The sequence below is a fragment of the Culturomica sp. genome, from assembly GCF_003524185.1.
GTDB classification, from domain to species: Bacteria; Bacteroidota; Bacteroidia; order Bacteroidales; family Marinifilaceae; genus Culturomica; species Culturomica massiliensis.
Genome location: NZ_DOED01000016.1, coordinates 152,541 through 168,398, shown reverse-complemented (window position 1 = coordinate 168,398; position 15,858 = coordinate 152,541). Strand labels below are relative to the sequence as shown.

The following is a 15,858-nucleotide window of genomic DNA, read 5'->3' as shown; positions in this document are numbered from 1 at the left end:
CAATTAAAATCTATGCAAACGTTACTGAACGTACACAAAATACAGATTCACAATCCAAATCGAAGAACAAGCCTCAACCGATTGTAAACCCCAAATAAAAGACCAACATGATTTTTCCCGAAAATTCAGGATCAAAAATCCGGATCATTTACAATTCCGGACTATTCCCGGCTATTGGCGATTGCGTCATACAAACGTTGTAATACCGGAGCAGAAAATGAAGTCTCTACAGCTCCCCTGTCATCGGCTGTCAAATGCAGACGCTCCTGTAATTTCACCAATGCCGCCTGCAATATTTCTTCATGATCGAACGCCAAAGGCGGCAACTCGTCAACACGACACCATTTACACCGGGAAGCATCATCTCCGGCCTCAGGTACATAATCCTGCATTTTTACCAAAGTATAAAAAGCCACGGTAATAATACGTCCCCGCGGATCTCTGTCTACTGCCGAAAAGACTTTTACCTGTTCGGTAAAAGCCGGTATAATACCGGTTTCCTCCCGTAATTCCCGCAATACTCCTTCCTCCACCGTCTCGTTCATTTCCAGAAAACCACCGGGAAATGCCCACGCATACTGAAAAGGTTCATTTGCCCGCCGGATCAGTAAAACACTCAAATCCGCTCCATCGAAACCGAAAACAACACAATCCGTTGTCAAAGCAGGACGCGGATATTTGTAACAATACTGCTTTTCCATAATCCCTATATTTTTAGATTTAGCTTTCTAACCCCATTTTCTTTACGAGCTGCCGATACAACCGGTAATCCTCCTCTTCAAAACAAACGGCCGTTATTTTTTCAAAATCCGTATGATGTACCAAAAAATCACCTATTTCCCGTAGTGCAATACCGGCTGCTTTACCTTTCGGAAAACGATATACTCCCGTACTGATACAAGGAAATGCCAGGGTTTTCAAATGATGAGCTACAGCCAATCGCAAACTGTTGCGATAACAAGAGGCAAGTAACTCAGGCTCTCCCTGTTTACCGTCCCGATATACCGGGCCTACCGTGTGAATGACGTAACGAGCCGGCAAGCAATATCCTCCGGTAATTTTTGCTTCTCCGGTCGGGCATCCCTGTAATTTCCGGCATTCTTCCAAAAGCCCGGGACCGGCAGCCCGATGTATCGCCCCATCAACTCCGCCACCGCCCAATAAAGTCGTATTCGCAGCATTGACAATCGCATCTACTTGCAATTTCGTAATATCTCCCAGGATAATTTCTATACGTTTCATATAAAAATCAACTGTTTTTTCAATATTAACAAAGATAAGAATGTTATCCATAAATAAGACAGAAAAAATAAAAAACCTGTGGTCTTTTACGACCACAGGCTCTGATCACACCACAATAAAAACTATTCTACCAATTCCGCCGCCACGGTATCCACATACAGTCCGGTTCCCCCTGTCCATGACGACATATATGTCCGGACCTCCATTCGCAATTTAGTTGTTCCGGCCGGAGCCCTGAAAATCCCGTTTCTGAATACATCAACATACCCCTCGGTCTGATAGCCATAGGCCGAAGAACGTATTTCCTCCGAAGCCAGACTCCGGTTTCCGGCCATCCAGGTACACCACACCCGCCACTTCACCTCCGCAACATCGGCTCTCACATACATCCGCAATTGGTAACATCGTCCTTCAGAAACCGGTACATCCTGGTATAAATAGGTCTTCCCTTCCAACCGGACAGCTTTATTCCCCTGATAAACCGGAGCATCGACAACCACACTTTTCTTATCCGTTCCGTTGGCATCCAATTTCCAGTGTTCCGGTATCCCTTCCGTTACTCCTCCTTCAAAATCACCGTTTTGTATCAAGTTAACCCCATTTCCTACCCCTTTGCACACATCGGGCGGCATATCAATATACCAATCTCTTTCCCGGACAATCGTTTCTTCCCAATCGTATATTTCCGTTTCAAATCCAACCCATTCCGAACCCGGTATACTCCCGAATACAGCTTTTATCTCCGTTATCCGGTTCGCCGTCAATGTCTGTATCGAACGTACAGGAGTCTGATAAGGTGTATTCCCGACCCTATAAGACAACATCAACCCACTCTCTCCTACAGGCGGAAACAGTAAAATCCCGGTTGTGGAAATACCCGCAACCGAAATTCCGGCTGTTTTAATCAAAGTACCCGTCTCACTTGTATAATCTCCCAGTAAATTCATTTTCAAAGGAATTGAAAATACATGAATTGTCAGATCTGTCAAATTTTCCGGCACATTTTCAACAATAACCCGCAACTGTGCCACTTTGCGTTGCATATCGAAAACCACCGGCACCGGCTCTCCCTCAGTCACTGTAAAATCCGCCTGCCCCAATAAATAATCTGCAGCTTCCGTATAATTCCCGGCATTTTTTTCTAATTTCACGAATATTTGTTCCGGAGTCTTCGATTTACTGTATTCCAAAACCGTCTGATTGACAACATTCACCATACAAAAACCGGTGTATGTGCCGGGAGACAATTTCCATCTGAACCGACGGGCATCTCCGGCTTCCGGAGGGACTTCACAAAAGTCGGTTTCCTGTTTCTGCTCATCATAAACAAACAACTGATAATTCACCGGTGAAAATGCACCGACACTGCTACCCGTTCTCACGACAACGGCAACTTCTTGCTTCGGATCATCTTCAGACCAAGGCTCCGAATCGCGACGACACGCCCCGAGAACTACCATTATAACAATGATAATTAACCACTTCATAAGCTAAAAATTAATATAAAAACACCGATATACAAAGATATCTTAATCAAGTAACCTGCCGAACAGGAATAGAAGAGTTACAAGACGCGCATTGTACTTTATAAAAATATAACTTTTTGGGAAATAAACAATAGATAATAAAAAATTAAGATAAGATTTTTGTTTTTATAATAAAATTTTATTTTGCATATCTTACTTTACAACATCTCTTGTCTCATTTACAAGACATTTTTTTCAAATAGGCAGGTGTAAATATAATTCGCCCCAAAATAGTTTGCATCAAACCACGTATGAATAAATAAGCGAGGAAAGCTAACCATAACACATGATTATCAACATCTCCTGAAAATCCGTAGTATATCAGAAAAAATACTGCGGCAGCAGCAGCCATAGACCACAACATCTGGCGGGTAGCAGTCGCACCGATCAAGATTCCATCCCACAAAAAAGCTGCAAAACCGGCCAAAGGAACAGCCAATACCCAATAATAATAATCCCCGGCAACAACAATCACCTCCTTTTCATTGGTCAATACTTCCAAAAAGTGTTTCCCTCCTATTCCGTATAATAATGTAAACAACAAGGACAAGCCTATTCCCCAACCGAATAAATTCCGCACAGCATGACGCAAATGCTTTAAATTACAGGCACCGATATAACGACCGGCTAAAGCTTCTGCCGCATAGGCGAATCCATCCATAACATATGAAAAAAGAGTAAATAATTGCATCAACAGCGTATTCACGGCTAAAATCACATTTCCCTGACGGGCACCACTGGAAGTAAAAAAAGTCGTTACAGCAATCAAACAAAGCGTACGCAAAAAAATATCCCGGTTTACGGCAAAAAAACGACGCATCGCACCGAATCGTATACTTTCCTGCCAAACAAACCGCGAACGAAGAAAACCGTATTCTTTTCTCCACAGCCATATTGCCATACACAATCCCGAATACTCGGCAACGACAGTCCCCAAAGCAACCCCTTCAACCTTCATACCCAATCCGAAAACAAAAAAGAGACTGCAGGCAATATTAATTACATTAACTGCAATTGCAATATACATCGGGTAACGGGAATTCTGCATACCGATAAACCACCCCTTAAATCCGTACATCGACAATACTGCCGGTGCCCCCCATACACAAACCCGGAAATAAGTTACCGCATATTGTTCAACCTCCCTACTCGTATCGAGAAAATAAAAAGCCAAACGTTCTATCGGATATTGTAAAATCAGTATGACAATTGCTGAAATCAATCCCACAGCAATCGCCTGTGCCAACACCCGAATCTGAGCATTTGCATCTTTTCTGCCATAGGCCTGGGAAGTCAGGCCACTGGTGCCCATCCGTAAAAAACCGAAATTCCAATACAGAATATTGAACAACAAACCTCCGACAGCAATTGCTCCGATATAGGCAGCCGTCCCCAAATGCCCCACAATAGCCACATCGACCAGTCCCAACAAAGGAACAGTGATATTGGATACAATAGAAGGTATGGCCAAACGAAGAATCCTGCGGTTCATATACTGAATTTTTTGCAAAGATAAAGCTATTTATTGTAGATTTATGATTTTAGATTTCAGATTGGCTCCACAACCTTCGCCTGCCGAAGAAAAATCGTAAATCAAAATCGTAGGATTTTTGTGTTCCCACGTCCCAAAAAATCCGCTTCGTCCGGCAGAGATTTCCGGGAAAATGAGAAACTTTATCGAAAGAAAATCTTTGAAAACATCTTTTTTTTTTAAACCTTTGAGGCTCGATTGATAAAACACAAATAATTTTTAATGATGAAACGTATATACTACATCTTTATTTTACTGATTTTAACTAGTTTAGGGGTATCTTCCTACGCCCAGCAAAAAAAATTAAGCATGGACGATTTTTTTGTGAACGGAACTTTCCGAACCAAAGGAGTCTATGGCATTCGCTCCATGAATGACGGGGCACATTATACTGTATTAGCCAATAATGGAACCCAAATTGTAAAATACAGTTATAAGACAGGCCAACCGGTCGAAACATTAGTAGACCTGAAAACGATTGAGAACAGTCCGGTAAAATACATTTCGAACTACACATTCAACAACGACGAAAGCCGGATTCTCATCAGTACGAATGTCAATCCCATATACCGCCACTCCTATACTGCCGATTATTATATCTATGATTTTAAAAATAAAGAACTGAAACCTCTTTCGGAAAACGGCAGTCAACGTCTGGCGACTTTCTCTCCTGACGGTTTACGTATCGCTTTTATGCGTGATAACAACCTCTTCATTCACGACCTGCGTTTCGGCACTGAACGGCAAATCACATTCGATGGCAAATACAATCACATCATCAACGGAGCCCCCGACTGGGTATACGAAGAAGAATTTTCTTTCAATAAGGCTTTTGAATGGGCTCCCGACGGCTCGGCACTGGCTTTCATCCGTTTTGACGAATCTGCCGTCAAAGAATTCCCGATGAATATGTTCGAAGGACAAGCCCCGGCATTGAAAGAAAACGAACTATATCCTTCGGTATACAGCTACAAATACCCCAAAGCCGGTGAAGCCAACTCACTGGTTTCGGTACATGTATATGACATACAGGATAAAACGACGATGACAATGGATATCGGTGAGGAACAAGATATCTATATTCCCCGTATCCGTTGGACACAGGATCCTAAAAAACTGGCTATCATTCGCCTGAATCGTCTGCAAAACAAGATGGAAATCCTATTGGCCAATGCCCGTACCGGAAAATCCAACATCCTTTACCGGGAAGAAAATAAATATTACATTGCCGAAAGCAATTTTGACAACCTGGTATTTCCGGAAGACGGCCAACACTTTATCATTACCAGTGAGAAAAACGGGTATATGCACATATACCTTTACGATATGGCCGGACATGAAAAGAAGGCCATCACTTCCGGAAACTATGACATTGCAGACTTCTACGGCTATAACCCCGCGACAAAAACGTTCTACTTCTCATCTTATGAGGAATCACCTCTGGAAAAATATGTTTATTCCGTAGACAGCAAAGGACAAAAAAAGAAATTAACCCCCAACAAAGGTTGGAACAACGCTACTTTCAGTAAAACATACCAGTATTATATCAATACATTCTCCAACATAGACACACCGCCGGTAATCAGTTTATATAATGCGAAGAATAAGCTGGTACGCGTATTGGAAGACAACCAACAGGCCCAGGAAACCATCAAAGGTTATGCCATTGCACCGAAAGAATTCATACAAATTCCGGCAGCCGACGGTAAAACCATGCTGAACGCCTGGATCATGAAACCGCTGGATTTCGACCCGAACAAAAAATATCCTTTACTTATCACCCAATACAGCGGCCCGAACTCCCAACAGGTAAAAAATAGCTGGGGAGGCGTCAACTGGTTGAATTATCTGGCACAGGAAGGATACGCAGTAGCTTGTATCGATCCCAGAGGGACAGCAGCACGCGGCGAAGAATTCCGCAAATGCACCTATATGCAATTGGGTAAACTGGAAAGTGACGATATGATTGCTGCCGCTAAATGGCTGGCAGAAAAACCTTTCATCGACAAGCAAAACATCGGTATTTGGGGATGGAGTTACGGTGGTTTTATGTCGTCCCTCTGTATCATGAAAGGAAATGATATTTTCACAACAGCCATCGCCATCGCTCCGGTAACTCATTACAAATTCTACGATTCCATCTACACGGAACGGTATATGCGTACACCCAAAGAAAACGAAAAAGGATATGAGGAAAATGCTCCGTTGAACTGGGCTGACAAATTAAAAGGAAATTTATTGCTTTGTCACGGTACTGCTGACGATAACGTACATGTTCAAAATACGTATGAATTGGCAGAACGCCTGGTACAGGCCAATAAACAATTCGATATGGGTATTTACACCAACCGTAACCACAGCATATATGGCGGAAATACCAGTCGCCAACTCTATGAAAAGTTCGTAAAATATCTGAATGAGCACATGAAAAAATAAAATCTATAACCGTGAACCTTGCTCCGGTCAATCAGGTGATGGGAACTACCGCAGACGAATGTTTTCAGGCCTATTAGTCAGCAGCAAGGCAAACACTAATCAACAAAATATATGGATACAATCAAAGACCTTCAACCCAAAGCGATATGGGAAAACTTTTACAAGTTAACACAAGTACCGCGGCCTTCCAACCATGAGGAAAAAGCCCGGGAATTTATGATGAATTGGGCTAAAGAACACCACATCGATGCCCGGATGGACGAGGCTGGAAATATTATTATGACCAAACCGGCTACCCCGGGTATGGAAAACCGCAAAGGCATCATTCTGCAAGGTCACCTGGATATGGTTCCGCAAAAAAATGAAGATACCCGGCATGATTTTACCAAAGACCCGATCGACGCATATATCGACGGAGAATGGGTACGTGCCAAAGGAACAACTTTGGGTGCCGACAACGGAATGGGCGTTGCTGCGGCAATGGCAGTACTGACGGCCACCGACATTCAGCACGGTCCGATCGAAGTACTGATCACGGCGACGGAAGAAACCGGTATGGACGGTGCGAACGGTCTGAAACCGGGTGTATTGAAAGGAGATATCTTATTGAATCTGGACTCGGAAACCGAAGGCGAATTATATGTCGGTTGTGCCGGAGGACTTGATGCAACCGTAGAATTCAATTATAAAAAAGCTGCCGTACCGGCAGGAAGCAAAGCCTATAAATTAGCTCTGAAAGGACTTAAAGGAGGACATTCCGGTATGGATATCAACCTCGGCCGGGGTAACTCTAACAAATTATTATTCCGCTTTTTGAAAACTCACGCCCAGGAACTGAATCTGCAAATAGCCACCATCAACGGAGGTAGCCTACGCAACGCCATTCCGCGTGAAACATTTGCCGTTATCACTCTACCGGCAGCAAATGCAGATAAATTTCTGGCTAAAATAAAAGAAGCAGAAGCCATATATAAAGCCGAACTGATTGAAAAAGATCCCGATGTAAAACTATTGGCAGAAGAAACCGAAATGCCGGCACATGTCATGGATGCCGATTTACAATGGAGATTGACCGACGCGATCCTGGGATGTCCCAACGGCACGGTACGTATGATCGATTCTATGCCGGACACAGTCGAAACATCCAACAATCTGGCTATCGTACAAACCCGCGACGATAAAATTGTCATCAACACCCTCATGCGTTCATCCGTTGAAACGGCAAAAGATTATCTGGCAGAATGCCTGCAATCCGTTTTTGAACTGGCAAAAGCCGATAACATCCAATTCGACGGTGCTTATCCGGGTTGGAAACCCAACCCGCAATCGGCTATCCTGAAATCGATGCAGGATACATATCGGAAAATGTTCAACAAAGAGGCACGTATTATGGCCGTACATGCCGGCCTGGAATGCGGTATTTTAGGTGCAAAATACCCGGGTTGGGACATGATTTCCTTTGGACCGACGATCTGCCACCCACATTCCCCGGACGAGAAAGTAAACATTCCGTCTGTCGGCAAATTCTGGGAATTCTTAAAAGAAACTCTCAAGGAAGCTCCTAAAAAATAAATACACAAGATAACGCCGGGTTTTACCCGGCGTTACTATTTTCTGTTTTTTCAAAATCGTAGTGTAAATTAACTACCTTCCGGTTATTTTTTATTTTTCTTTAACCCTTTCCTCAAAAAAACGTCGTATCTTTGCAATGTATATGCGAAAATTAAAATATGATCTTAAATAAATTGACACTACCGGAATTGCTCAAAAATAGCTGTTCCAAATTTAAAGACAACTTATCTTTAAATTTTGTTCAATCAGGAAACAGGACTTATCGGGATTTTTACAATGAAGTTCTTTCTATATCCAATCATCTTTTAGAATTAGGAATCCGAAAAGGAGATAAAGTGGCCATCCTAAGTGCCAACATGCCCAACTGGGGAATCACCCAGTTTGCCATTGCACAAATCGGAGCCATTGCCGTGCCTGTACTTCCCGGTTTCAGTACCACTGAAATCCAAAATATACTCGAACATTCGGAAGCTAAAATCATATTTGTGTCCAAACTACTTTATAAGCTGGTAGCCGATATAAAAACAAACTTTCTGGAACATAAAATCCTGATGAATACTTTCGCCCATATCCCGGCAGGATACCCGGTGGAAGACATCGAAAAACTGGAACAGGATATTCCGTTAAATAACCTCAAACCGCTTCCGGAAATTTGCATCGAAGAAGAAGACACCGCTTCCATCATCTATACCTCCGGAACAACCGGATTCTCAAAAGGCGTGGAGCTAAGTCACAAAAACCTGGTGTGGGACGCCCAACAATGCAGCACCATACAACCCGTCAGTACAAACGACCGGTTTTTAAGTATTTTACCACTGGCTCATACATATGAAAACACGCTGGGGTTACTGCTGCCGCTGATGTTCGGAGCACAGATATTTTATCTCGACCGGGTTCCGACACCGAAGCTACTGGTGCCGGCTATGCAAAAGATTCGGCCGACAGTCATGCTATCAGTTCCCCTGGTTATCGAGAAGATATACAAAACTCAGATATTACCGAAATTCAATTCTTCCCGGTTGATGAGTTGTTTATATAAATTCACTCCCATACGTAAAACACTAAACCGCCTCGCCGGTAAAAAGCTTATGCAGACATTCGGCGGAGAACTGGTATTCTTCGGAGTCGGAGGTTCTAAATTAGACCCGACAGTCGAAAGTTTCTTACGTGAAGCCCGTTTCCCATACGCCATCGGTTACGGCTTGACCGAAACAGCCCCGATGACAGCCGGCAGCAACCCGTCGCAAACCTTTTTACAGGGAGTCGGTCCCGTTATGGAAGGTGTACAGGTGAAAATCAACGAACCGGACAACAAAGGAGAAGGTGAAATCTGGATCAAAGGTCCGAACGTCATGAAAGGATACTATAAAAAACCGGAATTAACCCGGGAATCGATCACTCAGGACGGCTGGTTTAAAACCGGCGATCTCGGCTCTTTCGACAAGAAAGGAAGGTTATCGATCCGGGGACGGATAAAAACCATGATTTTAGGGGCTTCCGGCGAAAACATCTATCCGGAAGAAATCGAATCGATCATCAACAATTTCCGGTTTGTAAACGAGTCCCTCGTTGTCGAGTCCAAAGGGAAATTAGTTGCAATGGTTCATTTCAACATGGAAGAGTTGGAAAAACAATATCAGAAGCTAAAAACCCAGGCCGGAAACTACAAAGCGTATATCAACGATTACATCGAAGAACAGAAAAAAGAACTTTTCGAATACGTCAACAGCCGGGTCAATAATTTTTCCAAACTACAATTGGTTATGGTCCAAAGCGAACCTTTCGAAAAAACGCCGACACATAAAATCAAACGTTTCTTATACAACAACGTTCAACTTTAAGAACCACATAAAAAACAGCCGGAAAAATTGAACTGAACCCCAAAAGTTGGACGGTTAATATTATTTAAGAGGCGCTTTTAGAATTGAATAAAGCTCGGTATTTTACCGGGCTGTTTTCGTTTATCGGACCATAAAATAACGATTGACTATCTGATGTGAAAATCCATCATACACTCTTCTCCCATATACATCCGCAGCCGGTCCCCGATTTGAAGTCCCCGGTAACGGTAAGGGTTTCCACAGTAAAAGAAATCACCGATTTTAATCATATAAAATCCGGATGCCAAAGCAACGAACTCATCGGCATGCAAGGGTAATTCCCGCATCGTTCCGGTAAAAACGGTCGTTTCGTTCACTTGCAAAGAATACTTTATATTCTCCCCCTGATAGTCCCGCAACTCACTTTGCGCTGCGGAATCGTCGAAGGCTGCAGCAACACCACACGGCAACCCTTTCATTTTCAATTCGCTCTCCAATGTGTCCGCATAGAAACGCAAACCGACACCCACCTCATTGTAATACCTGCCGGCAAACCGCTCGGATACACCTTTCCCCAGCTTACAGGCACGAAACACCAATTGCGGTACACAACTCAATTCCCGGGTAAATGCCGGAAAATAAAAATCATTGTTATTACGCAACAAAGCATTATCCCCGATGACCCCCACCGTAAAACCACCTTGTTCGTTATATTCTGCACATAGAAGCTTCATATCCTATACCCGGTCAAAAAAGAAGTTCCGTTAACGGACGCTTCGGTACATGATGAGTACCGTCAGCTTCCCGCCAATACCTGTAATCTTCTTCCTCCATATCATCCACAACCACCTTCTCCACTGGTTTTCCCAATGCAATCACATACATAATCCGCATATATTCCGGCAACTGCAACACTTTAACCAACCGGTCGTTCTTAAAAGCCTTGATTATACATCCGCCGTAACCTTTTTCTACCGCCCCCAAAAGTATCGTCTGAGCCTGTATTCCGTCATCACACAAACAATTCTCCACAATCCGGGTATCCAGTAATTGAACCAGGTAAGCAGCCGGCCGTTCTCCCTCGGCAGGACCGGCCCAATCAGTCAGATATCCGGCCCAGGCCAATGCCGGAAATATTTCGGCACATTTTTCCCTTGTAGAAACGATACGGTATTTCAACGGCTGTGCATTACGCCCGGAAGCACACCAGCGAGTCAATGCCACCAATTCTTTTAATTCATCCTCCGATAGCCTTACCTGCTCGTCAAAACGACGGTAACTCCGGTTCTTCTGTAACAGATCCTGTAACATAATTCAATTTTATTATACCAATCTCAATATTTGTAATCCATCGACTTTTTCGACGATTTTATCCCTTCGGGTGACAAAATAAATTTATCTTTGTCAAGGTTGTCAAAAATAACAAAAAAAAAGAAAGCCTGAAAGTAAAATCGTCGGGCACAGGATTTATAAAAAAGGGTATATGAATTCATTCCTGCAACTGTTAGCCGAAGATCTGATTCGTAAATATCAGTACAATCTGAAAGACCTGACGGTGTTGTTTCCGAATAAAAGAGCCGGATTATTTTTGGCCGAAGCATTATCCAAGCGGATTGGTCAACCGATATGGATGCCTGCTATTCTCACGCTTCCGGAGTTTATCGAACGGCAAACCGGACTGAAAACAGCCGACAACCTCCCTCTAATTATTAAATTATACAAAGCATATACCCAGGTATCCGGTTCTACGGAGAAATTTGAAGATTTCTACTTCTGGGGAAACATGCTTTTAGGAGATTTCGACGACATCGACAAATACCTGGCAGATCCTCAGGCTTTATTTTCCAATATAATCTCTCTGAAAGAAGTCGAAATCAATTTTCCTTACCTTTCTCCGGAACAGATCGATGCCGTAAAAAGCTTCTGGAGCAGTTTCAACCCTGAAAAATACAGTCTGGAGCAGCAGGAGTTTCTCAAAGTATGGAACAACCTCTATCCGACCTACCTGAAATTCAAAGAACGGCTTTTTAAAGAAAATCTCTGTTACGAAGGAATGGGACAGCGTTTCTTTTATGAGCATATCGAAAACTATGCTCAAAAAACACCGGTTATCTTTGCCGGTTTCAATGCATTGAACAAATGCGAAAAACAAATATTCACCTTTTACAAAAACAATAAACAAGCTACATTCTACTGGGATTACGACATATATTACACCTCAAATGAATTCCACGAGGCCGGAAACTTTATCCGGGAAAACCTGACCTTATTCCCCAATGAATTAGGTCCCGAACATTTCAACAATTTCAAATACAACGGTAAAAATATCGAATACATCTCAGTACCTTCCAATATCGGGCAAGCCAAACTTATCCCGACCCTACTGAATGATGACTCCCGCAAAAATCCACGGAAAACGGCTCTGGTACTATGCGATGAACGGCTGTTAATTCCGGTCATGCATTCTATCCCGGAAGATATCTCCAAAATAAACATTACCATGGGCTATCCGGCCCAAAACACCTCCGTCGCGGCATTACTGTATATGCTGGGGGAATTGAAAAATTACAGCAAAACCGAAAACGGTAACACCTATTACTATTATAAACCGGTCATTGCTTTACTCAACCACAAATTGATCAAAGACAGCTGCCCCGAAGACATTGACAAGATCACGGATTACATCCGAAAAAAAAATATTGTATATATTGCCGGGAAAAATCTACACTTCAACGCCCTAACCCGTGTAATCTTTTCCGAAGAGGAACAAAATATTCCCGATTATCTGCTCCGCATCTTAAAATTACTTTCGGCCTCTTCTCCGGACACGGAAAGAACACTTTATCCGCTGGAAAAGGAATTTATCTTTACTTTTTATACACAGATACAGTGCCTAAAAAACACGTTCGAAGAAGAAAAAATCGTGCCCGAGAACAAACTGTACTTACAGATCATCAATAAAATCGTCAACACAACGACAATCCCCTTTAGCGGAGAACCTCTCGAAGGATTACAAATCATGGGACTGCAAGAAACCCGTATGCTGGACTTCGACAACCTGATTCTTTTTTCCGCCAACGAAGGTATTATTCCACACACAGGGCATATTTCCTCTTTTATCCCTTACAATTTAAGAGTCGGCTTTCAGCTCCCGACTCCGGAACACCAGGATGCTCTGTTTGCTTATTACTTTTACCGGGTACTACAACGTGCCAGACAAATAAAAATCCTTTATAATTCAGTAACACAAGGCTTATCCGGTGGAGAAAAAAGCCGTTTTTTGCTCCAGATGAAATACGAATCGGGCTTACCGATCACGGAACACAATTTCCAGAACCATATCTCCGTAGAAGAAGCCCGGAAAATAGAAATCGTATACAACAAGGAAATTCTTGATACCTTATACGCATATACACAATCTCCGGAGATATCCCTGTCTCCCTCGGCCTTAAACATATACATCGACTGCCCTTTGAGATTCTATTTCAAATACATTGCCGGAATCAAGGAAAAAGAAGAAATGGCCGAAGAATTGGATCAACGCTTATTGGGAAATATCTTCCACGAATGTTCCCAATCGTTATATGCAACAGTCGCTGAACAGGAAATAACTGCGGACGTAATTAACCGGATACTTCATAACCGGGAACAGCTCGATAAACACATCCGGAAATCGTACCTGAATTTTTACGATTCACAGGTCATCCGCCTGATCGACAGCGGTAGCAACGAACTTATACTGGAAGTTATAAAAAAATACCTCCGGCAAATGTTTCAGTATGACAAAACCATATGTCCGTTCCGCATTATCTCCATGGAAAAAAGATACACCGTTCCCATCCCGATAAATACGCCAAACGGTTTAAAATCCGTATACATAGGCGGCATTATCGACCGGATAGACCAAATTGATCATGCTGTCCGGATCATTGACTATAAAACAGGAGCAGATACAACTGTTTTCCGGGATATACCGTCGATCTTCGATCCGACGGACAACAACCGGAACAAAGCTGCATTTCAAACCCTTCTTTATTGCCTGATGTTCGGCTACAATCATCCGCAATATCCGGTACTTACTCCGGGCATATACAGTACAAAACTGCTTTTCGGAAAAGATTACAACTACAAATTAAAATGCAACAATTCCTATATCTCCGATTTCAGTGCTTACAGAGAGGATTTTTATCAGTTACTTACAGAATTATTGAGTCGTCTTTTTTCTTCAGACAACTCTTTTACGCAAACTCTTAATGAAAAAAAATGCCGGACTTGTCCCTATTCCGGCATTTGCAGAAAATAAAAATACAAAAGATTCCCCAGAGCCACCACCGATAAATTTCCGACAGCCCCGGGAGAAAAATCGAATAAATAGATACCAACAAGCTTGACACAAAAAATGACATCGTCTCCAATGCCATGTCTATTTTAATCAAAGAGTTTTCCTCTATATAAAACGAGAAAGGCCATCGTATAAACGACAGCCCTCTACGTAATACATTGTATCAGCACATTTTAGCGCATATTTTATATCAATATTCGTCCTCGTTAAAAAAGAAATCATCTTTACTCGGATAATCCGGCCAAATGTCTTCGATACTTTCAAAAATTTCCTCATCATCTTCAATATCCTGAAGATTTTCAATTACTTCCATTGGTGCACCGGAACGGATAGCATAATCTATCAATTCATCTTTAGATGCAGGCCAAGGTGCATCTTCCAATTTCGACGCAAGTTCAAGGGTCCAGTACATAGTATATTCGTTTTAACCGTTTTCCAAAATTTTCGCAAAAGTAAAGTTTTTACGGGAAAAAACAATAGTGAGAGGTCAAATTATTGTTAATAATTCTAAAAACACGCTTGAAAAAGCAAAGGCTCAATATGTATTGTCGCATCCATATTCAATTCTTTTTTTATGCGAACCTCTACTCTGGTAGCCAGGGCATGTGCTTCTGCCACGGTTGTTTCTCCGGGGATTTTTACATGAAAAGTAAATTCAATATGATCCCCGTAATTATGGATATGAAAATGATGCGGAAACGCACTTTCTCCCATTTCTTCGGCAACGATCTTTTTTACTTCACTGACCGTAGCGGCAGAAGGCTCTTCCCCCAAAATTTTATTGACGGCTTCCCGGATAATTCCATAAGCGGCATAAAAAAGCATCAAAGAAACCACAATTCCCAAAGCACTGTCCATCCACCAGATATAGGGACTCAAAAATATACCCGCCAAAACGACTACGGAAGAAAGCGCATCGCTCCGGTGATGCCATCCGTCTGCCTTTACCGAAGAATTCCCGGTTATCCGGGCAATCCGGAACGCATATTGGGCCAATCCTTCTTTCACGGCAATAGAAAGGATCGTAGCAACATACGCCCATGCTCCGAAACGGGCAAATTCATGTGCCGTAAACTTAGCAATGGAATCCTTGATAAATTCGATACCGACCATCACTAACAACAAAGCAATAATAATAGCTGAAATCTGTTCCCAGCGTCCATGACCGAAAGGATGTTCTTTATCCGGTTTACGGGTTGACAAACGAATTCCGACAATGACCATCAGCGAAGTAAGAGAATCCGAAAGGGTATGCCAGGCATCTGCAATCAAAGCTACAGAAGCCGATACGATCCCTGCATAATATTTCAACACGAAAAGCAGCAAATTCAATATGACGGAGACAACTCCTTCCTGATACCCCAGCTTCGAATTAGAATTCCCCATAAT

General features: G+C 42.6%; 12 protein-coding genes. 4 read left to right on the top strand and 8 right to left on the bottom strand.

Going from position 1 to position 15,858, the window contains the following annotated elements; all coding sequences use genetic code 11:
* Positions 1–161 precede the first annotated feature (161 nt).
* The 4 genes from DD657_RS07040 to DD657_RS07025 all read right to left on the bottom strand — a co-directional run bounded on the left by DD657_RS07040 (position 162) and on the right by DD657_RS07025 (position 4,260).
* Positions 162–701, bottom strand: a complete 540-nt coding sequence (locus DD657_RS07040) for an NUDIX domain-containing protein (RefSeq protein WP_021988398.1) — start codon at positions 699–701, stop codon at positions 162–164.
* 19 nt (positions 702–720) lie between these two features.
* Positions 721–1,242 carry an O-acetyl-ADP-ribose deacetylase gene (locus DD657_RS07035; RefSeq protein ID WP_021988397.1) on the bottom strand — a complete coding sequence of 174 codons (522 nt, stop codon included), beginning with the start codon at positions 1,240–1,242 and terminating at the stop codon, positions 721–723.
* A gap of 122 nt (positions 1,243–1,364) precedes the next feature.
* Entirely contained in the window at positions 1,365–2,729 is a 1,365-nt protein-coding gene (locus tag DD657_RS07030) for a FimB/Mfa2 family fimbrial subunit (RefSeq protein ID WP_287049210.1), read from the bottom strand.
* Positions 2,730–2,943: 214 nt separating this feature from the next.
* Positions 2,944–4,260 (bottom strand): MATE family efflux transporter, encoded by a 1,317-nt coding sequence (locus tag DD657_RS07025; protein WP_068689992.1) that lies wholly within the window; start codon positions 4,258–4,260, stop codon positions 2,944–2,946.
* A gap of 348 nt (positions 4,261–4,608) precedes the next feature.
* Between DD657_RS07025 and DD657_RS07020 the strand changes: the two genes are divergently transcribed.
* The 3 genes from DD657_RS07020 to DD657_RS07010 all read left to right on the top strand — a co-directional run bounded on the left by DD657_RS07020 (position 4,609) and on the right by DD657_RS07010 (position 10,148).
* Positions 4,609–6,735 carry a S9 family peptidase gene (locus tag DD657_RS07020; protein ID WP_287049208.1) on the top strand — a complete coding sequence of 709 codons (2,127 nt, stop codon included), beginning with the start codon at positions 4,609–4,611 and terminating at the stop codon, positions 6,733–6,735.
* Between the two features lie 111 nt (positions 6,736–6,846).
* Positions 6,847–8,307, top strand: coding sequence for an aminoacyl-histidine dipeptidase (locus tag DD657_RS07015; protein ID WP_287049206.1), 1,461 nt, complete (start codon positions 6,847–6,849; stop codon positions 8,305–8,307).
* Positions 8,308–8,465: 158 nt separating this feature from the next.
* The gene (locus DD657_RS07010; RefSeq protein WP_021988392.1) at positions 8,466–10,148 is read left to right on the top strand and encodes an AMP-binding protein; all 1,683 of its coding nucleotides are present in this window, start codon (positions 8,466–8,468) and stop codon (positions 10,146–10,148) included.
* A gap of 146 nt (positions 10,149–10,294) precedes the next feature.
* Here the strand turns inward: DD657_RS07010 and DD657_RS07005 are convergent, their stop codons facing one another.
* Positions 10,295–10,861, bottom strand: coding sequence for a fumarylacetoacetate hydrolase (locus DD657_RS07005; RefSeq protein ID WP_287049205.1), 567 nt, complete (start codon positions 10,859–10,861; stop codon positions 10,295–10,297).
* 13 nt (positions 10,862–10,874) lie between these two features.
* Positions 10,875–11,438 (bottom strand): nitroreductase family protein, encoded by a 564-nt coding sequence (locus tag DD657_RS07000; RefSeq protein WP_021988390.1) that lies wholly within the window; start codon positions 11,436–11,438, stop codon positions 10,875–10,877.
* A gap of 172 nt (positions 11,439–11,610) precedes the next feature.
* On the opposite strand from DD657_RS07000, the gene DD657_RS06995 reads away from it, so the two are divergent.
* The gene (locus DD657_RS06995; RefSeq protein ID WP_287049204.1) at positions 11,611–14,430 is read left to right on the top strand and encodes a PD-(D/E)XK nuclease family protein; all 2,820 of its coding nucleotides are present in this window, start codon (positions 11,611–11,613) and stop codon (positions 14,428–14,430) included.
* A gap of 229 nt (positions 14,431–14,659) precedes the next feature.
* On the opposite strand, the gene DD657_RS06990 is transcribed toward DD657_RS06995, so the two are convergent.
* Together DD657_RS06990 and DD657_RS06985 are read right to left on the bottom strand one after the other, a co-directional pair.
* On the bottom strand, positions 14,660–14,881 hold the full coding sequence (locus tag DD657_RS06990; protein WP_009135471.1) for a DUF2795 domain-containing protein: 222 nt from the start codon (positions 14,879–14,881) through the stop codon (positions 14,660–14,662).
* A gap of 95 nt (positions 14,882–14,976) precedes the next feature.
* Positions 14,977–15,855 carry a cation diffusion facilitator family transporter gene (locus tag DD657_RS06985; protein ID WP_287049203.1) on the bottom strand — a complete coding sequence of 293 codons (879 nt, stop codon included), beginning with the start codon at positions 15,853–15,855 and terminating at the stop codon, positions 14,977–14,979.
* Positions 15,856–15,858: the final 3 nt, after the last annotated feature.

What these genes read in the sequence shown, in the direction of transcription:
- DD657_RS07040 (WP_021988398.1), bottom strand. Translation starts at nt 701, where the DNA reads ATGGAAAAGCAGTATTGTTACAAATATCCGCGTCCTGCTTTGACAACG.
- DD657_RS07035 (WP_021988397.1), bottom strand. Translation starts at nt 1,242, where the DNA reads ATGAAACGTATAGAAATTATCCTGGGAGATATTACGAAATTGCAAGTA.
- DD657_RS07030 (WP_287049210.1), bottom strand. Translation starts at nt 2,729, where the DNA reads ATGAAGTGGTTAATTATCATTGTTATAATGGTAGTTCTCGGGGCGTGT.
- DD657_RS07025 (WP_068689992.1), bottom strand. Translation starts at nt 4,260, where the DNA reads ATGAACCGCAGGATTCTTCGTTTGGCCATACCTTCTATTGTATCCAAT.
- DD657_RS07020 (WP_287049208.1), top strand. Translation starts at nt 4,609, where the DNA reads ATGGACGATTTTTTTGTGAACGGAACTTTCCGAACCAAAGGAGTCTAT.
- DD657_RS07015 (WP_287049206.1), top strand. Translation starts at nt 6,847, where the DNA reads ATGGATACAATCAAAGACCTTCAACCCAAAGCGATATGGGAAAACTTT.
- DD657_RS07010 (WP_021988392.1), top strand. Translation starts at nt 8,466, where the DNA reads ATGATCTTAAATAAATTGACACTACCGGAATTGCTCAAAAATAGCTGT.
- DD657_RS07005 (WP_287049205.1), bottom strand. Translation starts at nt 10,861, where the DNA reads ATGAAGCTTCTATGTGCAGAATATAACGAACAAGGTGGTTTTACGGTG.
- DD657_RS07000 (WP_021988390.1), bottom strand. Translation starts at nt 11,438, where the DNA reads ATGTTACAGGATCTGTTACAGAAGAACCGGAGTTACCGTCGTTTTGAC.
- DD657_RS06995 (WP_287049204.1), top strand. Translation starts at nt 11,611, where the DNA reads ATGAATTCATTCCTGCAACTGTTAGCCGAAGATCTGATTCGTAAATAT.
- DD657_RS06990 (WP_009135471.1), bottom strand. Translation starts at nt 14,881, where the DNA reads ATGTACTGGACCCTTGAACTTGCGTCGAAATTGGAAGATGCACCTTGG.
- DD657_RS06985 (WP_287049203.1), bottom strand. Translation starts at nt 15,855, where the DNA reads ATGGGGAATTCTAATTCGAAGCTGGGGTATCAGGAAGGAGTTGTCTCC.